A 22,088-nucleotide genomic window follows, 5' to 3' on the forward strand; every position below is an offset into this window, starting at 1 on the left:
ATTGAGTCAGCTATCCTTTTTTGTACAGGCTATTTAACTGTTACAGCCTCTTTTTATTATGCTTGCTGAATGCATATACACTAATTGGTTTCCCAATATTTCTTTTAATAAATCAAAGGCATACTCTCCCGTGCAATGTCCTGTATAATAAATTGTTTTATAATTCTTTAATTCATTTCCTATTTCTTTTATACAATCAATATCTTGTTGAGTATAATTTCTTTGCACTAAATGAAATCCAGAAATCACAATATCGGGGTCTCTTTTGTATATTTCTTTAAAACGTTTCATTATGTTGATAATTCCATTATGTGCACACCCTGAAATTAAGATAAATTTATCATCTTGTTCAATTACTATATATTGTTCATGAGAAAAATCATCTTGTTTTAATAATCCATTATCATCATATTTTAAACGTAAATTACTCTTGGGCCATAGAATTGTATGGTCTACATTTGAAAAAGTATAAATTTCATCAATTTGGATTTTATCAATCCAATGAATTCTATCACTATCAAATAATAAAGGATTCATTCCAATATATTTAACTTTTTCTCCATTTAAACTATAAAATTTTCTTTTCGCATTTTTATGAATATATATCTGTGCTTGCGAATTAATTTCAAGAAATGCCAATAATCCGCCAGCATGATCATAGTGTCCATGACTAATAAAAACTAAGTCTACTTGTGTTAAATCAATATTTAATAATTTAGCATTTTTAATAAAAGCATCACTTTGTCCAGTATCAACTAATATTTTATGGTTTTCAGTTTCAATATAAATTGATAAACCATGTTCACATAAAAAAGGTTCACCGGCACTGTTTTCTATTAGATTAATAATTTTCATAGTTTAAGGATAACACAAAACGAGTGAATATTACACCCACTCGCTTTGAAGTTATTTTTTAAATGTTACTGTTGTTTTAAACAAGTCCCCTTCAATATTAATTTTGAATGTTCCATGCTGAATTTCCGTAAAACTCTTAACTATGGCAAGTCCAAGACCAAATCCTGTTTCATGACGTGATTTATCACCTCTCACAAAACGTTCTTCGATTTCTTCTTCTGTAAAATTCATTTCTTCTTTAGAAATGTTTTTAAACACAATTTGGACATTATCATCATTGTTATATAGTTCAAGATAAACACGAGAACCCGGCAAAGAGTACTTAGAAATATTTATTAATAAGTTTTCAAATAAACGATATGTTTTATTTGAATCCAAATATAACATTATTTCTTCATCACCGAAATTCTTTTTAACAATTAATTGTTTTTCATTAAAAGCTTCCTCATTTTCAAATATAACTTGATTTAATAGTGAAACAATATTTAAATTAGTCATTTCCAATTCAATATTACCACTATTGATTTTAGATAACTGCATTAAGTCTGTCATTAATATATTCATACGATTACAATATTTATTTAAGTTATTTAAATATTCTTTTCTCGTTTTTTCATCGAGATTATCATCTTGAAGTAGAACAATATAATTCTTAATACAAGTTAGAGGTGTCTTTAAATCATGAGAAACATTGGAAATCAATTCAACTTTCATATTCTGTGATTTTGCTTCTTCTTGAACTGCTAATTCAAATCCATCATAAATACCATTAAATGAATCTTTTAAAGAATTAAACATATGCACGTCTTGATCCAATTTCTGATCAAATTTACCATTTTTTAATTTTTCTGTACTTTCTAAGAGAATATTGTAATCTGTTTGAATTTGTTTCAATGTTTTAAATCCAAAATAGAACAATAATGCATTAAAAATAACAGCCAAAAAGACACCAAATTCATCCAACATCAAGAATATACAAGTACATATTAAATTTATGAGTACAGCTCCTAATAATTTAATACTATAATTTGATTTTAAATCACCATGAAGCAAAGCACTCATATTACGATTAATCCATTTGGCAATCTGGCAAATAAATGTTTTTTCCTTAAAATATTGGACAGGATGAAATAATAGTTCTTTAGCAATATATAAAGCAATAGTAATCAATGATAAAGTAATAAAGAAACAAATTCCGTTTCCAATCAACAACAAGTAGTTTACACCTGGAATATGATATGAGTCGAATAATTTCAAAAGTGCGCCCGATGCCGTAAAACAAGATAAGTATAATGTACCTGCAATCATGATTGGAATCATAACGCATAGTCCAATAAATAAAAATTCAAAATGAATACGATCTACCATTTTAAAAGGAAGCATTTCATTTAGATACTTCATAGGAAATAATAAAATAATTAAAGCTAAAATAATTGTAAAAATAGTATATAGAATTGCGACAAAACTGAAATAAATTCTTTCTCTGAAATACATGTCATAATTATAAAAAACACTATTAACATTGATTTGACTTGGAATTTCTATGTGAATAGCTAAATTTTCAGGAAAATTCAATGAAACAGATGAATACAAATCAATAGCATTTGCATCTAAATATGATTCATAGTCATCCGTATAATCATGACTTGATAAAAAATTATTCATAGTTTCATCAAATAAATCATAGATACTTGAATAATATTCATTCGCATTCCCAGAGATTTCCCAGCCATCTTCACTTTTCGTTCGAGAAAATAATAAATTAGATTGATCTATATCACCAGTAATGTTTTTATCTAAGTGTGCGTCTGTTTGATTCGTTTTAACATTTTTAATTGAATAGTAAAAAGATACATCATCTTTTATATAATCATGATAATCTTTTGCTTCTGCCATGAAATTACGATTAATAGAATCCATTAATTCTGGATCTTGAATCGATTCATCAAATGAAATAGGAACATAGTCTTCATCTAGTTTCATTCCTTCGTATACAATGAAATAAACCAAATCATCTTCAAAATCATACGGAATATTGGTATTTTTCTTTTCTTTGGCTACATTATTCATTGTAGGAAATAATGCAACCATAATAATAGAAGCAATGATTAAAAAGGAATATAAAACAATTGAGAAAATATTCTTTTTCTTCATAGTTTTATCCTCGATCTATTTTATATCCAATTCCGTATACCACTTTGATATAATCTGGATTTTTAGGATCCACTTCTATTTTTTCTCTTAATTTACGAATATGTACCATAATTGTTTGTGTACTAATGGCATCTTCCTTCCATACTGTTTCATATATTTCTTCAGCTGAAAAGATTTTTCCAGGATAAGACATCAACAATTCAAGGATATAATATTCTTTGGCTGTTAATTGGATTTGTCGTCCATCTACGAATACTTCTTTTGTATCTTGATTTAATTCCAAGCCACGAACTACAAGTTTTCGTTCATTCGTTGTCGTTTCTTTTAAGCGAATAATTTGTTCATAACGACGAATATGTGAATTAACACGCGCCATCAAAACCGATACTTCAAATGGTTTAGTGACATAATCATCTCCTCCTACATTCAATCCATTAATTTTATCAATATCTTCACTTTTAGCACTTAAGAAAATAATAGGAAAATCATACATTTGTCTTGCTTGAACCGTGAAAGTGATTCCATCCATTTCCGGCATCATAATATCAACGATAGCCAAATGTACATCAGCATTCACCTTTTGTAACGCGTCTTTTCCATTTTCAGCCTCAATAACAGAATATCCTTGATTTTTTAGAAAAATTGACAATGTCTCTCTAATTCCTTTTTCATCTTCTACAACTAAAATAGTATGGTTCATTTATGCCACTTCCTTTCCATCATTATTTTAGAATGAAATTCTTTATATTAGACATAATAAATACTAAAGATTTTATTAAGTTTTAAAAAAAAAGTCCTCACAATACAATTGCGAGGACATTAATCTAAAGATTATTCACCTTTTTCTAAGGCAAGAGTACGAGTTGTTAAATCACAAACTTCAGTTGGTCCATAATATTGGATTGCACCAGGATAAGTATATGCAGTTTCAACAGCCCATGCATCTCTGTGTGCTTCGAAGAATTTGAATGGTTTACCATCTAATTCAACTAAAGCTTTTTTAATAACTGGTTTATCTTCTCCATGTCTTCTTTCGATGTTCATCATCTTAGTGATTGGCATACCACCAGCAATCCATTCTTCAGCTGGTTTAGAAAGATTAGATACTTTTGATAAATAACCATTGTATCCATATTGAATTAACATGAACGCATTGTATCCAAGAGAATAACAGTAATCAGCATCAAAGTTAGATGGGAATGCACATCTTCCTTCGTATCCGAAGAAGTGGTGTAATGCATTGAATTTACCATTGTAAGTTCCTGCTTTTCTTCTTTCTTCTAATTTATCAGCAACTAATGCAGAGAATAATTTTTCTGATTCAATTAAAGAAACTTGTACGTTTCCATGTGGATCTCTTTCTAAGAATAATTGTTGTTGAATTCCTTGAGGAAGAATTTTGAATACATCCATTGATTCTTTAGTTAAACCTTTTTCAATAAATGCATATTTTTCTGACCAGCTAGCTAATTCATTAAATGCATCCGCTTTACTTCCAGCTAATAATTCATTAATTTCAGAAATTAATACTGAGAATTCAGGAACAAATTCAACTACACCTTCAGGAATAATAGCAACACCGAAGTTATCTCCATTAGCAGCACGTTTTTCAACAGAATCAGCGATATAATCAGCGATTTGTGATAAAGACATTTTCTTAGCCGCAACTTCTTCTGAAATTAAACAAATATTTGGTTGTGTTTCTAATGCACATTCCAATGCAACGTGACTAGCAGAACGTCCCATTACTTTGATGAAATGCCAATATTTTTTAGCAGAGTTAGCATCTCTTTCGATGTTACCGATAACTTCACTATAAGTTTTTGTTGCAGTGTCAAATCCGAATGAACATTCGATATCTTCATTCTTTAAGTCACCATCGATTGTTTTCGGACAACCAATAACTTGTACACCTGTGTTATGAGCTGCAAAGTATTCAGCTAAAACAGCAGCATTTGTATTTGAATCATCTCCACCGATAATAACGATAGCAGTGATTCCGTGTTTTTTACAAACTTCAGCAGCAACTGCGAATTGTGCTTCTGTTTCTAACTTAGTACGACCTGAACCAATAATATCAAATCCACCTGTGTTACGATATTGATCAATGTATTCATCATCGAAAATTAAATAATCATCTTCTAATAATCCACTAGGACCTTTTTTAAATCCATAAAGAACATTTTCTGGATTTGTTGCTTTTAAAGCATCATATAAACCACAGATAACATTGTGTCCACCTGGAGCTTGTCCACCAGAAAGAATAACACCTACAACTTGTTTTTTGGCTACTGAAGTGTTTTCTCCTTTTTGGAAAGTAATTTCATTTTTTCCATAAGTGTTAGGGAAAAGAGCTTTGATTTTTTCTTGATCAGCTACACTTTGTGTAGGTTCTCCTTCTTTTACACAAATTTCAGAAATTCCATTTCTTAACATTCCAGGTAATTTTGGAACATATGCATATCTTGCTTTTTGAAGTGCTGAAAGATTCATTTTTATCTCCTTTATCTTATTAATAATACTTTTAACAAAGTAATTTTAAATCATTTTACATAAAATGTAAATAGTCATGTTAACCCTCTAGAAGTTGCATTTTTTCTTCCCATTCTTTCATATAAGCATTAATTTCATTGTGTTTTTCATCAATCAAAGACTCTAATTCTTCCATTTTTCTAAAATCTTGATAATACTCTGGTTCAAAACGCAATTCCTCTAAAGCCTCTAAATCCATTTCTGCTTCTTCCAGTAAAGATTCTAATTTGACAACTCGATTCTTTAATGCCTTCATATCTTGGAAAACTTTTACAGATTCCTTTTTTTCTTGTACTACTTCTTCTAAAGTGTTATTTTCTTTTTTCAAACAATACTCATCATAAGTTAAATCATATACTTTTGATTGTTCGTCCATATCTAAAATACGATTTGCCATTTTCTTTAAAAACATACGATCATGACTTACAAACAAAATTGTTCCATCATATTTTTCTAAAGCCGACTCTAATGCTTCTTTGCTTGGAATATCTAAGTGATTGGTAGGCTCATCCAAAATAAGAAAATTATCATGGTCCATCATTAACTTTGCAAGTGCAAGTCTAACTTTTTCACCACCTGATAAGCTATTTACTTCCTTGAATACATCATCTTTTGTGAATAAAAAACTAGCTAAAGTATTACGAATTTCAGTTTGCGTGGCATCCGGGTTTTCATCCCATAATTCATCTAAAACAGTCTTTTCACTCGACATTTGTGCACTCTCCTGGTTAAAATACCCAACATCAATTTGATGTCCATATTGATATTCACCGTCTATAGCCGTTAAATCACCAACTAAAGTCTTAACAAATGTACTTTTACCTATTCCATTTTTTCCAACGATACCCATGCGTTCATGTTGTCTTAGTGTGAATGACACTTCCGTTAACGCACGATCATATCCCACTTTTAAATGATCCACTTCTAAAACTTGTTTACCACCTTTACGGGCACACGTAAAAGTTGCTCTCATTTGAGAAGTATCACTTTTACTATCTTCAATTTTATCCATGCGATCTAAATATTTTTGTTTAGATTTCGCAAACGCTGCTTTGTTTTTCTTATAACGAAATTTTTCTATTAACGCTTCTAAACGTTGAATTTCTTGTTGCTGTCTCACAAAAGCTTCATGATTCTTAATTAAATATTCTTCTTTTGCTTTAATATAATGAGAATAATTTCCTACATATCGTGTTGTTTTTCCATATTCGATTTCAATCACTTCATCAATCACATGATCCAAAAACATACGATCGTGACTGACTAAAATAACAGCACTAGGATAATGTTGAATATAGTTTTCAAGCCATTCAATTGAATGTAAATCCAAATGGTTTGTTGGTTCATCTAACAACAATACATCTGGTTTAGTCAACAATAACTTTACAAGTGCAATACGTGTTTTTTGCCCGGATGAAAACTCACATAATTTTTTATTTAAATCATCTTGGGTAAACCGAAAATTAAAAAATACGTTTTTTAATTCTACTTCATAATTATATCCATTCATGCTCTCAAATTTATGTTGCAAAGAAGAATACTTTTCAAGTTCTTTTTCATTTGCATTGGTTTCAAGAACTTTTGCTTGTTCATTTAATTGTTGTTCTAATAACCTTACATTTTCAAATACTGTTAACAATTCTTCATATACAGTATTTTCTTCATTAGAAAAAGTAATTTGTGATAAATATCCTATTTTAACATCATTAGGCACTGTTTTCGTACCAGAATCCATAGACTCTTGATCACAAATAATTTTAAGCAATGTACTCTTTCCACATCCATTACGACCAATTAAAGCTACTTTTTCATGGTCTTTGATTAGTAAATTGGCATCAACTAATACATCCTGGGCACCATATGATTTTTTTATATGACTTAATTGTAATTTCATAGTACCTCCCTGAATTATTGTTCATTTCCTTGTATTCTATAATACTGCATAATTCCATTTGCTAAGGTAGAAGCAATAACTCCTTTATTCGCATAATAATAATCAATACTTTCTTGAGAATTAATATTCGCAAAGGCAAAATACAGCCCATACATTCCATTTGATTCTCTATATATTTTATTTTCAGCAGCTATAGAAATTCTTCCCGCAAATGTTGATTTACCACCAGATTCCCGAATCTGAGGATAAGCCTCCCATTCTATATAAGAATCCCCTTGTTCTCCTTCTAAAAGTGTATCAAAACAAACCCCTTCTTGAAGACGACTTTCATTTGAAACTGGCATCATATTTACGTTATGTCCTTTCATATAATAAGCAATTTCATTAGCTAATAGTCCATTAGTATAAGGTGAAGTTACAATATATGGATAAGCAATCGAATCATCGGCACACATTCCCAATGAAATAAAAACTTTTGCCTGTGATTCATATCCCTTTCCCACGCGACTATCACTTCCATAATATGAACTATCTTCATCTTTTTGTCGTGTGATCAAAACACGCAACCCCTCTTTTTCTAATTCTTCTTTTACTAATAAAGCGAGTTCATAACTTTCATTGGCTTCTTGAATTGAATCATTTTCGTATCCATAATCAATCGAATTAGATGAAATATCAATTGTATTTCCACATGGATCCATTACAATATCATAAACACTTGATAATGGCGTATTATCAATAACAACTAGAAACGCATAGTTCTTTTCTAAATTGATTCCAATATCATCCAAAAAATCACGATTCGTATTTAACGTTATTGTTTTCACCATTCCATTTCGACGCATAGTCGTGAATTTATCCGATTCAAATTCATCTGAAAAATATACACGCTTTTGTTTATAGTGATCATAAACATAAATTTCATAGACCCCTTCATCAAGTTCAGCTAAGTTAATACCAGAATCTACTCCTCCTGCAAAACTAAAAATAGATTCGGAGTTCGTTACAATATTTTTTAATAATACATTTTTTCCAAGTAAACTATCAGAACTCTCATTGGTATACATATCCTCATAAAGCATCATATTTTCACCATAAACAGTATAGTCTTTTAATTGATATGTTTGTTTGAATTTTGTTGTCACATTTTGTGATAAAACTTTTTGATCAAAGACTTCACTATATGTCATTCCTATTTTATCTACATCGGTTACACGATTTAAAAATAAGAAAATTCCAACTGCGATAATAGCAATCACTAATACAATCGTAATCAAAGTACGAGGTCGTTTACTTTTATTTTCATTTATTTTTTTCATAGCTACTATATTATATACAAAAAAGACAAGAAAAATAAGAGGATGTATGATATTCTTTTTTCATTGGAGGTTATTATGATTATTCCTGAATTTTTACATGAATCCGATTGCATAGGGATTACCGCAAGTAGCTGTGGAATACTTGATAAAAAAGAAAAATACATTGATAGTATAAATAATATCAAGAAACAAGGATTTACAATAAAAGAAACTGAAAATGTATATACTAATGGAATGGTAAGTGGTTCCAGTCTACAACGAGCTAAGCAATTCATGGACTTAATAGAAGACAACCAAGTTAAGGCCATTGCCATTGCTTCGGGAGGAGACTTTTTATTTGATATGCTTCCTTTTTTGGACTATGAAAAAATCAAAAACAATCCTAAATGGATTATTGGAAGCAGTGATCCTACAAGCCTTTTGTTTACCATAACAACAAACTTAAATATTCAGACTATTTATTCTCCTTGTAATATGTCGGGATTTAATGGCCAAATGCATCCTTCTTTATATTCTTTTTTTGATATTTTAAAAGGAAAAAAAGTAAAACAAATTCAATATGACTATTGTGAAAAAGTATCTTTTTCTGATTCTTTTGATTTAAGAAATGAATGGACTATTATTAATGGGCCAGTCGATTGTACAGGAACTCTTATTGGTGGTTGTATTGAATGTTTAAAAGATGTTATAGGTACAAGATTTGACCATACCAAAGAATTTATTTCTCAATTTGATCATATGATTTGGTATTTTGATGTATTTAATATGAGTGCTGAATCACTTTACCTTACTTTAACACAATTTAAAAACGCAGGATGGTTTACCAATTGTAATGCGATTTTAATTGGAAAAGTTGCCTTTGAATCAAGTTTTGTTGGACTTTCTTACCAACAAGCCATTGCCCAAGCCATTCAAGATATACCTGTTATTTATCGATTCGATATAGGTCATGTCAAACCATCTTTTACTATGATTAATGGTGCTAAAGCCCACGTAGTTTATAATCAAAAAGGATACATAAAAATCGAGGACTAGCCTCGATTTTTTAGAATACTAGATTTCTTGGAGTTCGTGGATATGGTTGTACATCACGAATATTTTGTACACCACTTAAATACATTAACATACGATCAAATCCAAGACCAAATCCAGAGTGTTTACATCCTCCAAAGCGTCTTAAATCTAAATACCATTGCAATGTTTCTTGTTCCATTCCCATTTCTTTCATACGATTTACTAAGACATCATAACGTTCTTCACGTTGTGAACCACCAACTAATTCACCAACATAAGGAACTAATAAATCACATGCTGCAACCGTTTTATTGTCATCATTGACACGCATATAGAATGCCTTAATATCTTTTGGATAATCTGTTAAGAATACAGGTCCATTAACGACTTTTTCACAAATATATCGTTCATGTTCACTTTGTAAATCCATTCCCCAGAAAATATCTTGATTTTCGAATTGATCTTTAGCTTTTTCTAAGTGTGAAATTGCTTCTGTATATGTCATACGTTTGAAATGAGAATTCATAACTTTTGTGACACGATTAATACAATCTTTATCAATCATTTTCGCAAAGAATTCCATTTCTTCTGATGCGTTTTCTAAACAATATTGAATACAATATTTAATCATTTCTTCAATACAATCCATATCATCACTTAAATCCGCAAAAGCCATTTCAGGTTCAATCATCCAGAATTCAGAAGCATGTCTTGTTGTATTTGAGTTTTCAGCACGGAAAGTAGGACCAAATGTATACACGTTACGATAAGCCAATGCGAATGGTTCAACATGTAACTGTCCTGAAACAGTCAGTTGAGCATGTTTACCAAAGAAATCTTTTTCATAGTTATCATCTTTACGGCAAGTAACAGTAAAACATTCCCCTGCTCCTTCCGCATCATTTCCTGTAATTTCAGGTGTATGTACATAAACAAATCCTCTTGATTGGAAGAAAGTATGAATGGCCATACTTAATACAGAACGAAGACGGAACATCGCATAATATGTATTTGCACGAGGACGAACATGAGGAATTTCTCTCATGTATTCAAAACTGTGTCTTTTCTTTTGAAGTGGATAGTCATGATCACTTAATCCTAAAACAGTAATGGCTTTAGCTTGAATTTCAAATGGCTGTTTTCCATTTGGTGTTAAAACTAAAATACCTTCTACTTCAATAGCCGATCCTAAAGTGATTTTTGATACTTCTGTAAAATTTTCTAATTGACTTTCATATACAACTTGTACATTTGAAAAAGTTGTTCCATCATTTAATTCAATAAAACCAACGGCTTTTGAATTACGATTTGTACGAACCCATCCTTGTAAAACTACTTTTTCGTTATTCATTGATTCATAAGTTTCTTTTAATTTCTTAACTAACATAATTTCCTCCTGACAATAAAAAAATCGTCCCTCCAAGGAACGATTATTAACCGCGGTACCATCCTATTTTTTCGATAAGAAACGACTCAATCGGTTTAACGCACCATACGAAACTGTCTACTTAATTTCTCCAGTTTAGCCAAGTAGCTGTTGTCCATTTATTTTCATTGCTTGTTTCCACCAACCACAAGCTCTCTTAAAAATCCAATAATGGCTTTCTACTTCATTGCTTTTTGATTCATAGAATTTGTCGTAAAAACTAATTCTTGAATTGATGATACCACATCAACCGCTTTAATGACAACCCCTTTTGGAGCTGAAAAATGCTGATGTGTGAAATCTACAATTCCGGTAATACCACATTCCACCAAACGATTAACTGTTTCTTGTATGTCATGTGAAATAGTTAAAATGGCAATGTGACATCCTTTAGGAATTTTATTTTCTAATTCATCCATAGGATAAATTTCTACTCCAAAATGAGATCCACATTTGCTTTGATCAGCATCAAAACCACAAGTAATTTCACCTACGACATAATCCCATTTGTTGTAGTTCAATAAGGCACTACCTAAATTACCAGCTCCCACTAAAATAATTTTTTCATCAAAGTTAACACCTAATTGTTTATTAAAAATTTCAATTAATTTCTTTACATTATATCCATATCCTTGTTTTCCTAAATTACCTAAAAAAGAAAAATCTCGACGAATTGTCGTTGGTTCAATATCAACCATTGCCGCTAATTCTTTAGACATAACTCGTTCAATACCATTTTTGTCTAATCGATTTAATGCTTTTAAATAAATTGGATATCTTTGTAAAGTAGCTTTTGGTACATTTTTCATTTTTTACCCTCTCTTTACATAATAGAGCCTTTGTGAAAAATTATCAAGTGAAATAATTAAAAAATTCACAAGTTATTCAACGATGAACAATTTTCGATCTTCATATTCTTGTTTTTTTCCATCATTCCATTCATCTAAACAACGAATATATCCAGTAACTTTTGAATAAATTTCACTTGGCTTCCCACAATATGGACAAGTCTCATGTTCACCACTTATGTAACCATGTTCAAGACAATATGAGTATGTTGGCGTAATCGTGAAACAAGGAATATCATAATTGTGACAAATAGTTCGAATTAAATTTTTCGCATTATTGCTAGAAGAAATAGGTTTATTCAAATAAATATTAAATATCGTTCCAGCTGTATATTCCTGTTGTAACTGTTGTTGAACATCTAAAGCCTCAAATACATCATCCATTGCATCAACAGGACAATTTGATGAATTAGTATAATATAATTTATGTAAAAACTCTTTATCAAGTTTCGCAAAACGATATGAGACACCTTCTGCAGGTGTTGCTTCTAAATTAAACGGCTCATGATATTGTTCTTGATACTCAAGCAATTGTTTTTTTATAAAATGAAATACCTTCTTTGAAAAATCAATTCCTTCATCACTCATCAAATCACCATTTATCCAACAAGCAAATTGACACATTTCTTGCATTCCAATAATACCAATTGTTGAGAAATGATGATCAAAAGATGAAATATATTGTTTTGTATAAGGATACAATCCATTATCAAGAAGTTGATTTAATACTTGTCTTTTAACATGTAGAGAACGACAAGCTAAATTTAAAATATATGTCAGTTTATCAAAGAAATCCTGTTCATTTTTCTGTTCTTCAGCAATTCTAGCTAAATTTAATGTAACTGATCCAATACTTCCCATATTTTCGCCATACCCAAAGTATCCACCTTCTTTTATGGCTAAAATATGTTCATCAAATGTAAACTCTTCACTTCTCTTTATTCTATTTTGTTTCGCATTCACAAAATGAGGTAGACCATATTTGCCACTTAACTCAAATAAAAACTGGGTATGTTTACCATTTTCATAATCAAAGTCAGATTGAATACGAATCGTTGGAATTGGAAATTGAAATCCTCGTTCATTATCTTCTGCTTTTAAAAAGATTTCCATTAAAGCTTGATTAATCAAATTCATTTCTTCTTGACATTCACCATATGTAAATCCTTGTTTCTTATTTTGGATTTCAACTTCAATGTCTTTCATTTCAGAAGGTACAGTCCAATCTAAAATTATATTTGTGAAAGGAATCGTTGACCCTCTACGACTTGGCATATTAATTCCATAAATGAAACTTTCCATGCATTTATACACATCTCCATATAATAAGTGATCAATCTTAACAAATGGAGCAAGATATGTATCAAAACGAATTAAACTTTGTGCCCCTGCCCATTCATTTTGTACGACACTTATAAAATTCACTATCTGATTACAAATAGTAGATAAGTGGCGAGCCGGTTTAGAGTAAATATTGCGGGCTACACTTTTCAGTCCTCCATTAATAATTTGATGAATTGACCAACCCGCACAATCGCCTGTCAACATGTCAAGATCATGAATATGAATATCCCCATTCAAATGCGCTTTTGATATTTCTTGATCGTATACATGATTCAACCAATAATTCGTCGTTAAAGCTCCCGAATTACTTGACACTAACCCTCCTACTGAATAGGAATCCATAGAATTTTCTGTATTACGCCAATTCACATCATTTATATATGAGTCAATAATAGAAATATATTGATCGTTACTGTTTTTTAACTGACGAAGATTTTCTCTTTGTTTGCGATATAAAATATATGATTTAGAAACTTCTGTATATCCTGCCTGTGATAACACTTTTTCAACACTATCTTGAATATCTTCAACGGATATTACCCCGTCATTTACTTTAGACTGAAAGTCAGCTGTTACTTTTAATACTAAAAAATCAATAATATTTGAATCTGTTTCAACGGGTACGGATTGAAATGCTTTATCAATGGCATTATATATTTTATTGATATCTAATTTAACCAGTGTTCCATCTCTTTTTTCAACTGATATCATCTTATATTTCCTCTATTTCTGTATTTGGACAATATTTTCTGAATAAATCAAAAAACTCATCTCTTTGTTCTTGATCAAAGTTTTGAAAATGAAGCCGACACTTCACATCTGATTGTAGCCATTTTGCCATTTCCAATACATCTTGTTTAGTGTGAAGTTCTTTAAGTAAGATTATGTCATAATAAAATGGCACATTTTTTTGTTTAAGATAGTGAATTGTTTTATCAATATTATCAATATTAAATTCATTTAAACCGATTGTTTCATTATATTGTTTTTTAGAATTTTTAACATTTACAATTACGTAGTCTAATAAGTTTTCCTCAATCCAAGATGCCAAAACACTTGGATAGCTTCCATTGGTTTTAACACACATTTTATACCCCAATGATTTGCCATACCACAAAAAATCACTTAGATTTTCATGCATGCATGGTTCTCCTCCTGCTATACAAATAGCATCTATAGTATTCACTCTTTTTTCTAAAAAAGAATATATTTGTTCTTCTTCTAGCTGACAAATATTTTGTTTTAGAAACACAAGTTCTGGATTTTGACAATATTTGCACTTAAAATTACATCCACCAGTATAAAAAATGGTAGCTATCTGATTGGGATACATATTTAAATTCACTTTTTGATGGGCATAGAATTTCACGTTTGTATTTTGGTAATCAATTAAAGATTTCGCATTTTGAGCTACAATCACAAAATAATTTGAAAACCGTTCAATATCTTCATTTGTCATATTCGCATTTAGTTGTTTCCACCAATCTCTACGAACTTCATAAACATAAGACATAACTTCTTTTGCTTTAGATGTCGTATATAATTCTTTTGATCTTTTATCTTTATTTGAATTCACAACACTTAAATATCCTAATAATTCGAGCTTTTGAACGTTCTTAGTAATTGTTCCTTTATCATATAATCCCTGTAAAGCTATTTCCTGCATCGAAATACCTTCATTTTCATAAACCATAATCAATACCGGAAGTTGGGCATATGTCAATTGATATTGTGAAAGTTCTTTGTCAAAGTACTTTTGTGTTGTTCGATACAAAATACTTGAATCCATAAATAAATCATTTTTCATGCGATTATTTTATCATTCTTTATTTCCTAGGACAACATTCCAAAATAATATAAAAAAGCTAAATGATTTTAGTTTCATCTAGCTTTGATTTTAAAATATTCTATTTTACTCTTGCATCAAAATTTTGATCACGAACAACCACATCGTGAGCTCCTCCTTCAACGATACTAGTTGAAGAAACAAGCGTAACTTTTGCGTTCTTTTGTAGTTCTGGGATTGACATACATCCACAGTTACACATTGTATGACGAACTTTTGAAAGCGTCATAGCTACATTATCTTTCAAAGCCCCTGCATAAGGTACATATGAATCAACACCTTCTACAAACGACATTTTTCCATCGCCACCAACATCATAGCGTTGCCAGTTACGAGCACGAGCAGAACCTTCTCCCCAATACTCTTTCATATAGTTTCCGTTTACTGTTACCAATTTATTTGGTGCTTCTTTGAAACGTGCAAAATAGCGACCAAGCATAACAAAGTCAGCTCCAAATGCTAAGGCCAATGTTATATGGTAATCATGAACAATTCCACCATCAGAACAAATTGGAATATATACACCAGTTTCTTCATAGTATTGATCACGAGCTTTAGCAACATCTAATGTAGCAGTTGCTTGCCCACGTCCAATACCTTTTTGTTCACGTGTGATACAAATAGAACCACCACCGATTCCAATTTTAATGAAATCAGCCCCTGCTTCCGCAAGGAATCTAAATCCTTCTCCATCTACAACGTTTCCAGCACCAACTTTTACACTGTCCCCATAGTTATCACGAATCCATTTAATTGTATTTGCTTGCCAACATGAATACCCTTCAGAAGAATCAATACATAAAACATCAGCTCCTGCTTCAATTAAAGCAGGTACACGTTTTTCATAATCACGTGTATTAATTCCAGCACCAACAATATAACGTTTCTGTTCATCTAATAATTCTAATGGATGATCTTTATGTGACTCATAATCCTTACGGAATACAAATGCCACTAAGTGTTGTTGTTCATCAACAATAGGAAGTTGATTTAACTTATGTTCCCAAATAATATCATTAGCTTCAGTTAAAGAAATATTCGCATCTCCAACAATTAATTTTTCATATGGAGTCATAAATTCTTTTACTTTTGTCGATAAATCCATTCGAGATACACGATAATCACGGCTTGTAACGATACCAACAAGTTTTCCATCTTCTTGTCCGTTATCAGTGACTGCCATTGTCGCATGTCCTGTTTTCTCTTTTAACATTAATACATCAGCTAGCGTAGCTTCAGGTGAAATGTTTGAATCACTTGGAACAAATCCTGCCTTTGTCTGTTTTACTTGTGCAACCATTCTTGCTTGTGAAGCAATAGATTGAGATCCATAAATAAACGAAACTCCACCTTCACGTGCCAAAGCACATGCTAATTCAGGTCCACTTACTGATTGCATAATGGCAGATACCATTGGAATATTCATTGATAATGCAGGTTCTTCACCTTTTTTAAATTTTACCAACGGTGTCTTTAAGCTCACTTTTTCAGGTACACAATCTTCAGATGTGTATCCAGGAATTAATAAATACTCACTAAATGTTCTTGATGGTTCTTCTAAAATAATAGCCATGACGTCCTCCTATATATAATTATTTTTATTATATGCTTCGAATTTTTTTAGTCAAGTTAATATTTAAAACAAGCGACAACTACACTAACAGGAGGAATTTGTACAATTGTGGTTGTACTATCGTTTTGATTTTCACTATCAAATAAGATTGTAGCCTCACGGTCTAGTGTATATTCATGTTGAACATTACTAGGATTAAAGAACACAATACAGTGATCCATATCTTTTCGTGTATTATAAACAATGACATCCTTTAATATATACGAGACGAATAAATTGTTTTGACATTCTAATTGCGTTCTTAATCTAAAACAAGGATGAGTCTTTCGAATTTGAATTAATTTTTTTGTTGCCTCAACGACATCCATGTTTTTATTACGCAAATTATAATCAATCAAGTTTATAGAATCGTTACGACAATATGAATTATCTACACCTTTTTTAGTACGGCAAAATTCTTGTCCAGAATGTAAAAAAGGAATTCCTTGAGCTAACAAACACATCGCATTTCCAAGTATTTGACGTTTCTTTTGTGTTTGTTCGTCTTCATGAAAACAACTAATTCTTAATTTATCCCAAAGCGTATGATTATCATGACATTCTACATAGTTGATTACTTTTTCTGGTGAATCAAAGAAATAATCTAAACAAGAAGCGGCCAAACAATTTTTCACATTGTCTAATTCATTATTAGATCCTTGAATAAACCCTTTTTGATTTAAATCACCATTTGAACCTTTAATAACCTCACGAAAACGATCCGAAAAAAGAGCTATACGAGGCATTTTATCTTGATTATTTTGTGATGCTCTCATGTATTCTGGAACAAAACTTGGCATGTTCCATCCTTCTCCATAAATCATGAAATCTGGTTTAATATTATGACACAACCGTTCAACTTCATTCATGAATTTAACATCTAATACACCCATTAAATCAAATCGCAAACCATCTATATCAAACCATCTTATAAGTCTTTCAATCGTATCTAAGAAATATTTTTTTGACATAGGAGCAACCATATCAATATCATTTCCACAGAAACTACCGTTACTAAAATTACCTTCTCTATCCATTAAAAAATAATAATTCGGTACAATTTTATCCAATATAAATGTCTCTTTTTCATACACATGATTAAAGACAACATCCAAATTTACTTTTATATTGTTTTTATGACACTCTTGTACTAGATTCGCAAATTCTAGAATTCTTTCCTGACAATTTTCAGGATGCGATGAATAACTTCCTTCCATAACTCTAGGATGCATAGGATCATATCCCCAGTTATAGTTCAATTCCGGATGAAGATCATTCGTACTTCCAAAATATAACACTGGCATCAATTGGACATGTGTTATTCCAAGTGATTTAAGATAAGAAAAACCTGTTAGTTTCTTTTGAGTAATCTCATTTTCTTCGACAAAGCCATAGTATGTTTTCGGATAATGGACTCCAATTCTTTTTTGACTCGTCATATCACGAATACTCGCTTCATAAATAATGGCATCACAATACGATTCCAAGCGTTCTGTTTTTATTTTTTCTGGCATATGAAGATTTTCAATATCTTCTACAACACTATAATGAATATTTGGACCACTAAACGATGAATAAGGATCACAAACTTCATTCCACTCTCCATTAACACGAACTAAATAAGTATATTTACTTCCTAACAAATTTCCATCAATTTCACATGAAAAAATACCGTTGGAATCACGATTCATACTAATTATTTTGTCTTCTTCGTCATTCCAAATGTGAACTCTTGTTTTCAAAGCAACAGGTGCCCATAATTTAAATATTGATTTTGTTTTTGTATAAGTTAAGCCTAAATCATTTCCTGGATAATAATAATCTTCATAAAATTTTGAAGTTTTTACAATATGACCATATTTACATAAAACACTTCGTCCATATTCATTCACAACATAGTATTCATTTCCGATTGTTATCGGAGCATTAATCAATAATTTATACTTAGTGTAGTCATTGTATGAATCTTTATAACGAATCGTTAAAGGAATAATATTATCGTCTTGATCTTTTAAATAAAATGAATTGCTTCTTCCATTATAAAAATTCTTTTTCATGTAGACGACAATATAGTCATAGTCATCTAAATAGGCTTCATATGCATTAATTCTTCGCACAAAGCTCTCCTCTCTACTTCATTTTTTCTTGTTTTAATTTTAACATATTCAGACAAATGTTCAAAAAAATGATACACTATTTTATATCTAAAGGAGAACTGTTCATGTCAACAAGAATTGAAAAAGATTGCTTAGGTGAAATCGAAGTAGATGACTCAAAATATTGGAAAAGTCAAACACAAAGAAGTTTAGAAAACTTTAAAATTGGAACGGAAACAATGCCAGTATCCATCATAAAAAGTTTTGCGCTTTTAAAAGAATCGTGTGCTTCAGCAAATCATCACTTTAATAAAATTACAGAAGAGCAATGTGATGCTATTGTCCATGTTTGCCAAGAAATTCAAAACGGAAATTATCTTGATCAGTTTCCTCTTCGTGTTTGGCAAACAGGATCAGGAACACAAACGAATATGAATTTAAATGAAGTTATTTCTATGATTGGAAACGAATACGCTGAAAAAGAAATTCTTCATCCAAATGACACTGTCAATAAAAGTCAAAGTTCAAATGATACTTTTCCCGCAGCTTTGCATATTATGATTGCGACCAAAATTACTGCTGAGTTATTACCTTCTATTGATGAATGCATTGAAACAATTAAGCGACTTGAAAAAGAAAATGAAGGTATTATAAAAATAGGGCGTACACATCTTCAAGATGCAACACCACTCTATTTATCTCAAGAATTAAGTGGATATCGTTCTATGTTAGAACATTCTAAAAAACAAATTCTTTCAAGTTTAGAATTTGTGTATGAACTTGCTTGTGGTGCTACTGCGGTAGGAACTGGAATAAACTGTCCAAAAGGTTTTGATGAAGTTTGTTGCTCCATTATTGCTTCGAAAACAAACTTACCTTTTAAACCGGACAATAATAAATTCCATGCCTTAACAAGCAAAGACGCTTGTACTTTTGTATCTGGAGCATTAAAAGGACTTGCATGCAACTGTATGAAAATTGCCAACGATATTCGCTGGTTAGCTTCCGGCCCTAGATGCGGTATTGGTGAAATAATAATTCCAAGTAATGAACCAGGAAGTAGCATCATGCCAGGAAAAGTGAATCCAACTCAATGTGAAGCTTTAACTATGGTAGCTGTTCAAGTTATGGGAAATGATGCAGCTATTGGATTTGCTGCAAGTCAAGGTAACTTTGAATTAAATGTTTTTATGCCTTTAATTGCCTATAACTTAGATCAAAGCATTCAATTGTTAGCTGATGCCATACATTCTTTCACAATTCATTGCTTAAATGGATTAAAACCAAACAAAGAAGTAATCGACGAGAATTTAAATAATTCATTAATGCTAGTTACTTGTTTAAATCCAATCATTGGATATGAAAAAGCTGGTGAAGCAAGCCAATACGCATACAAAAATAATTTAACATTAAAAGAAGCAATATTAGCGTTAAATTATTTAACAGAAGAAGAATTTGACAAATATGTTAAACCTGAAAATATGATAACAATCTAATAAAAAAAAAGGAAAGAATGTCATTTTATGTTCTTTCCTTTTATAATAATGGACTAAATATCTTTAGTATCGAACGATAAATACGAATTACAGGATTTACATTATTACATTCTTCTAAAGTGACAAGATGACTTGATTTAAAGATTTGTTTAAAATCTTGTTTAATGTCTTCAATACAATTAGTATCCCGCATCCAAATACCACATTCATAATGTAAATAATACGAACGAAAATCCATGTTAACAGTACCAACTAAAGCATTGCGATCATCACTAAGACACACTTTACCGTGAATAAATCCAGGTGTATATTCATAAATTTTAACACCTTTGCGTACAAGTATATCAATATTTGCCTTAGTAACATCGTAAACCATACGTTTATCCGGGATACCAGGAACTATAATTCGAACATCAACACCATTATCAACTGCTAAATCAAGAGCAGATACCATATCACTATCAAGAATTAAATACGGTGTCGTAATCCAAAAATATCGTGAAGAGTTATTAAGCATATTTAAGTGCATATTTTTTCCAACAAATTTATCATCCGTAGGAGAATCGAAGAAAGGTAAAACAAAACCATTTTTCTCATATGAAAAACAAGAATTCGGTAATACGAAATCATTGTAATCTGTCTTAATTGATGCTTGATAGTTCCATATCTGAAGAAAAGATACCGTCATAGTTTCAACACAAGGTCCTTTAACCATTAATCCCATATCTTTCCAATATCCAAATCGTTTTTTTGTATTAATGTATTCATCGCTTATATTACATCCACCTGTAAAACCAATTTCCCCATCAATCACAATTATTTTACGATGATCACGGTTATTCATCTGAATTTCAATTTGCGGTTTAATTTGATTAAATACATGCGTTTTAATTCCTCTATCATTCAGCCATTTACTATAATCAGTTTCAAAAAATACAAGAGATCCGAAATCATCATAAATCAAGCGAACATCGACTCCTTCTTGAACTTTATCAAGCAAGATTTGAAGAATTGTATCCCACATAACGCTTTTATTGATAATAAAAAATTCAATAAAAATAAAATCTTTAGCTTTTAATAATTCATGAATCATCGCATTGTATTGCTGTTCACCTGTAGAAAAATATTGGGTTTGACAATTTGAATAAAGAGGAAAATAACCATTATTCCAGGCCATTAAGGCCATACGATGTAGAAGTAAATCGTTACTATCTTTTAGTGTAATCTGATTTTGTTGGATATATCTTTTATAATCATTTAATGCTTGTCTATCTTGAACAGTAAGCTCTTTAGGAATTTTTTTCCCTCCAAAAAGTAAATATAAAATACAACCCATAATAGGAAACATCATAATGACAAATACCCATAGTAATTTAGAACTAGAATTCGTATCACTATTTATAACATAAATACATGTACAAACACTAAACAACATTAATAAAATAGAAACAAAAAAATACTTTGATGAAAAATAGTATACAGTAAAAAAGATAAAGATACATTGTAAAATAATCGCAAGCGCAATATAAAATATTTTGGATTTAACTAACTTTTTAATATTCATATAAAAACTATAACAAACAAGATAAAAAAACGCAAAAAAAAGGATCCGGCAACGTGCTATGTTCGCAGGGGCAAGCCCAACTATTTTC

Annotated in this window: 15 protein-coding genes and 1 other annotated feature; of the genes, 2 read left to right on the forward strand and 13 right to left on the reverse strand. The window is 30.7% G+C overall.

Annotation, left to right across the window (positions count from 1 at the left end; genetic code table 11):
- Nucleotides 1–33 precede the first annotated feature (33 nt).
- From ACI313_RS09380 to ACI313_RS09405, 6 genes are all read right to left on the reverse strand, one after another.
- The gene (locus ACI313_RS09380; RefSeq protein WP_439755860.1) at nt 34–855 is read right to left on the reverse strand and encodes an MBL fold metallo-hydrolase; all 822 of its coding nucleotides are present in this window, start codon (nt 853–855) and stop codon (nt 34–36) included.
- 51 nt (nt 856–906) lie between these two features.
- On the reverse strand, nt 907–3,009 hold the full coding sequence (locus ACI313_RS09385; protein WP_320608348.1) for a sensor histidine kinase: 2,103 nt from the start codon (nt 3,007–3,009) through the stop codon (nt 907–909).
- A 4-nt stretch (nt 3,010–3,013) separates the two neighbouring features.
- Nucleotides 3,014–3,709, reverse strand: a complete 696-nt coding sequence (locus ACI313_RS09390; RefSeq protein ID WP_320608349.1) for a response regulator transcription factor — start codon at nt 3,707–3,709, stop codon at nt 3,014–3,016.
- 131 nt (nt 3,710–3,840) lie between these two features.
- A complete protein-coding gene (locus ACI313_RS09395) occupies nt 3,841–5,502 on the reverse strand; it encodes a diphosphate--fructose-6-phosphate 1-phosphotransferase (protein WP_439755861.1) in 1,662 nt (553 codons plus the stop codon).
- A gap of 79 nt (nt 5,503–5,581) precedes the next feature.
- Nucleotides 5,582–7,435, reverse strand: a complete 1,854-nt coding sequence (locus ACI313_RS09400) for an ABC-F family ATP-binding cassette domain-containing protein (RefSeq protein WP_320608351.1) — start codon at nt 7,433–7,435, stop codon at nt 5,582–5,584.
- A gap of 14 nt (nt 7,436–7,449) precedes the next feature.
- Nucleotides 7,450–8,754 carry a hypothetical protein gene (locus ACI313_RS09405; RefSeq protein WP_320608352.1) on the reverse strand — a complete coding sequence of 435 codons (1,305 nt, stop codon included), beginning with the start codon at nt 8,752–8,754 and terminating at the stop codon, nt 7,450–7,452.
- Between the two features lie 75 nt (nt 8,755–8,829).
- On the opposite strand from ACI313_RS09405, the gene ACI313_RS09410 reads away from it, so the two are divergent.
- Nucleotides 8,830–9,789, forward strand: coding sequence for a S66 family peptidase (locus ACI313_RS09410; protein WP_439755862.1), 960 nt, complete (start codon nt 8,830–8,832; stop codon nt 9,787–9,789).
- 10 nt (nt 9,790–9,799) lie between these two features.
- Here the strand turns inward: ACI313_RS09410 and asnS are convergent, their stop codons facing one another.
- The 6 genes from asnS to pulA all read right to left on the reverse strand — a co-directional run bounded on the left by asnS (nt 9,800) and on the right by pulA (nt 18,961).
- On the reverse strand, nt 9,800–11,155 hold the full coding sequence (gene asnS, locus ACI313_RS09415; protein ID WP_320608354.1) for an asparagine--tRNA ligase: 1,356 nt from the start codon (nt 11,153–11,155) through the stop codon (nt 9,800–9,802).
- 32 nt (nt 11,156–11,187) lie between these two features.
- Nucleotides 11,188–11,391, reverse strand: a binding site (T-box leader).
- Nucleotides 11,374–12,003 carry a redox-sensing transcriptional repressor Rex gene (locus ACI313_RS09420; protein ID WP_320608355.1) on the reverse strand — a complete coding sequence of 210 codons (630 nt, stop codon included), beginning with the start codon at nt 12,001–12,003 and terminating at the stop codon, nt 11,374–11,376. Its footprint overlaps the feature before it by 18 nt.
- 72 nt (nt 12,004–12,075) lie before the next feature.
- The gene (locus ACI313_RS09425; protein WP_439755863.1) at nt 12,076–14,097 is read right to left on the reverse strand and encodes a ribonucleoside triphosphate reductase; all 2,022 of its coding nucleotides are present in this window, start codon (nt 14,095–14,097) and stop codon (nt 12,076–12,078) included.
- A 1-nt stretch (nt 14,098) separates the two neighbouring features.
- A complete protein-coding gene (locus tag ACI313_RS09430) occupies nt 14,099–15,193 on the reverse strand; it encodes an anaerobic ribonucleoside-triphosphate reductase activating protein (protein ID WP_439755864.1) in 1,095 nt (364 codons plus the stop codon).
- 100 nt (nt 15,194–15,293) lie between these two features.
- Nucleotides 15,294–16,805, reverse strand: a complete 1,512-nt coding sequence (locus ACI313_RS09435) for an IMP dehydrogenase (protein WP_320608358.1) — start codon at nt 16,803–16,805, stop codon at nt 15,294–15,296.
- A 56-nt stretch (nt 16,806–16,861) separates the two neighbouring features.
- A complete protein-coding gene (gene pulA, locus ACI313_RS09440) occupies nt 16,862–18,961 on the reverse strand; it encodes a type I pullulanase (protein WP_320608359.1) in 2,100 nt (699 codons plus the stop codon).
- A gap of 104 nt (nt 18,962–19,065) precedes the next feature.
- On the opposite strand from pulA, the gene fumC reads away from it, so the two are divergent.
- The gene (gene fumC, locus ACI313_RS09445; protein ID WP_320608360.1) at nt 19,066–20,436 is read left to right on the forward strand and encodes a class II fumarate hydratase; all 1,371 of its coding nucleotides are present in this window, start codon (nt 19,066–19,068) and stop codon (nt 20,434–20,436) included.
- Between the two features lie 40 nt (nt 20,437–20,476).
- On the opposite strand, the gene cls is transcribed toward fumC, so the two are convergent.
- Nucleotides 20,477–22,000, reverse strand: a complete 1,524-nt coding sequence (gene cls / locus ACI313_RS09450; RefSeq protein WP_439755865.1) for a cardiolipin synthase — start codon at nt 21,998–22,000, stop codon at nt 20,477–20,479.
- Nucleotides 22,001–22,088: the final 88 nt, after the last annotated feature.

Origin of the sequence: Floccifex sp. (assembly GCF_051873495.1) — a bacterium.
Classification (GTDB): domain Bacteria; phylum Bacillota_I; class Bacilli_A; order Erysipelotrichales; family Erysipelotrichaceae; genus Floccifex.

Bases quoted from the DNA above. Each gene is read 5' to 3' on its own strand.
- ACI313_RS09380 (WP_439755860.1), bottom strand. From the start codon at position 855: ATGAAAATTATTAATCTAATAGAAAACAGTGCCGGTGAACCTTTTTTA.
- ACI313_RS09385 (WP_320608348.1), bottom strand. From the start codon at position 3,009: ATGAAGAAAAAGAATATTTTCTCAATTGTTTTATATTCCTTTTTAATC.
- ACI313_RS09390 (WP_320608349.1), bottom strand. From the start codon at position 3,709: ATGAACCATACTATTTTAGTTGTAGAAGATGAAAAAGGAATTAGAGAG.
- ACI313_RS09395 (WP_439755861.1), bottom strand. From the start codon at position 5,502: ATGAATCTTTCAGCACTTCAAAAAGCAAGATATGCATATGTTCCAAAA.
- ACI313_RS09400 (WP_320608351.1), bottom strand. From the start codon at position 7,435: ATGAAATTACAATTAAGTCATATAAAAAAATCATATGGTGCCCAGGAT.
- ACI313_RS09405 (WP_320608352.1), bottom strand. From the start codon at position 8,754: ATGAAAAAAATAAATGAAAATAAAAGTAAACGACCTCGTACTTTGATT.
- ACI313_RS09410 (WP_439755862.1), top strand. From the start codon at position 8,830: ATGATTATTCCTGAATTTTTACATGAATCCGATTGCATAGGGATTACC.
- asnS (WP_320608354.1), bottom strand. From the start codon at position 11,155: ATGTTAGTTAAGAAATTAAAAGAAACTTATGAATCAATGAATAACGAA.
- ACI313_RS09420 (WP_320608355.1), bottom strand. From the start codon at position 12,003: ATGAAAAATGTACCAAAAGCTACTTTACAAAGATATCCAATTTATTTA.
- ACI313_RS09425 (WP_439755863.1), bottom strand. From the start codon at position 14,097: ATGATATCAGTTGAAAAAAGAGATGGAACACTGGTTAAATTAGATATC.
- ACI313_RS09430 (WP_439755864.1), bottom strand. From the start codon at position 15,193: ATGAAAAATGATTTATTTATGGATTCAAGTATTTTGTATCGAACAACA.
- ACI313_RS09435 (WP_320608358.1), bottom strand. From the start codon at position 16,805: ATGGCTATTATTTTAGAAGAACCATCAAGAACATTTAGTGAGTATTTA.
- fumC (WP_320608360.1), top strand. From the start codon at position 19,066: ATGTCAACAAGAATTGAAAAAGATTGCTTAGGTGAAATCGAAGTAGAT.
- cls (WP_439755865.1), bottom strand. From the start codon at position 22,000: ATGAATATTAAAAAGTTAGTTAAATCCAAAATATTTTATATTGCGCTT.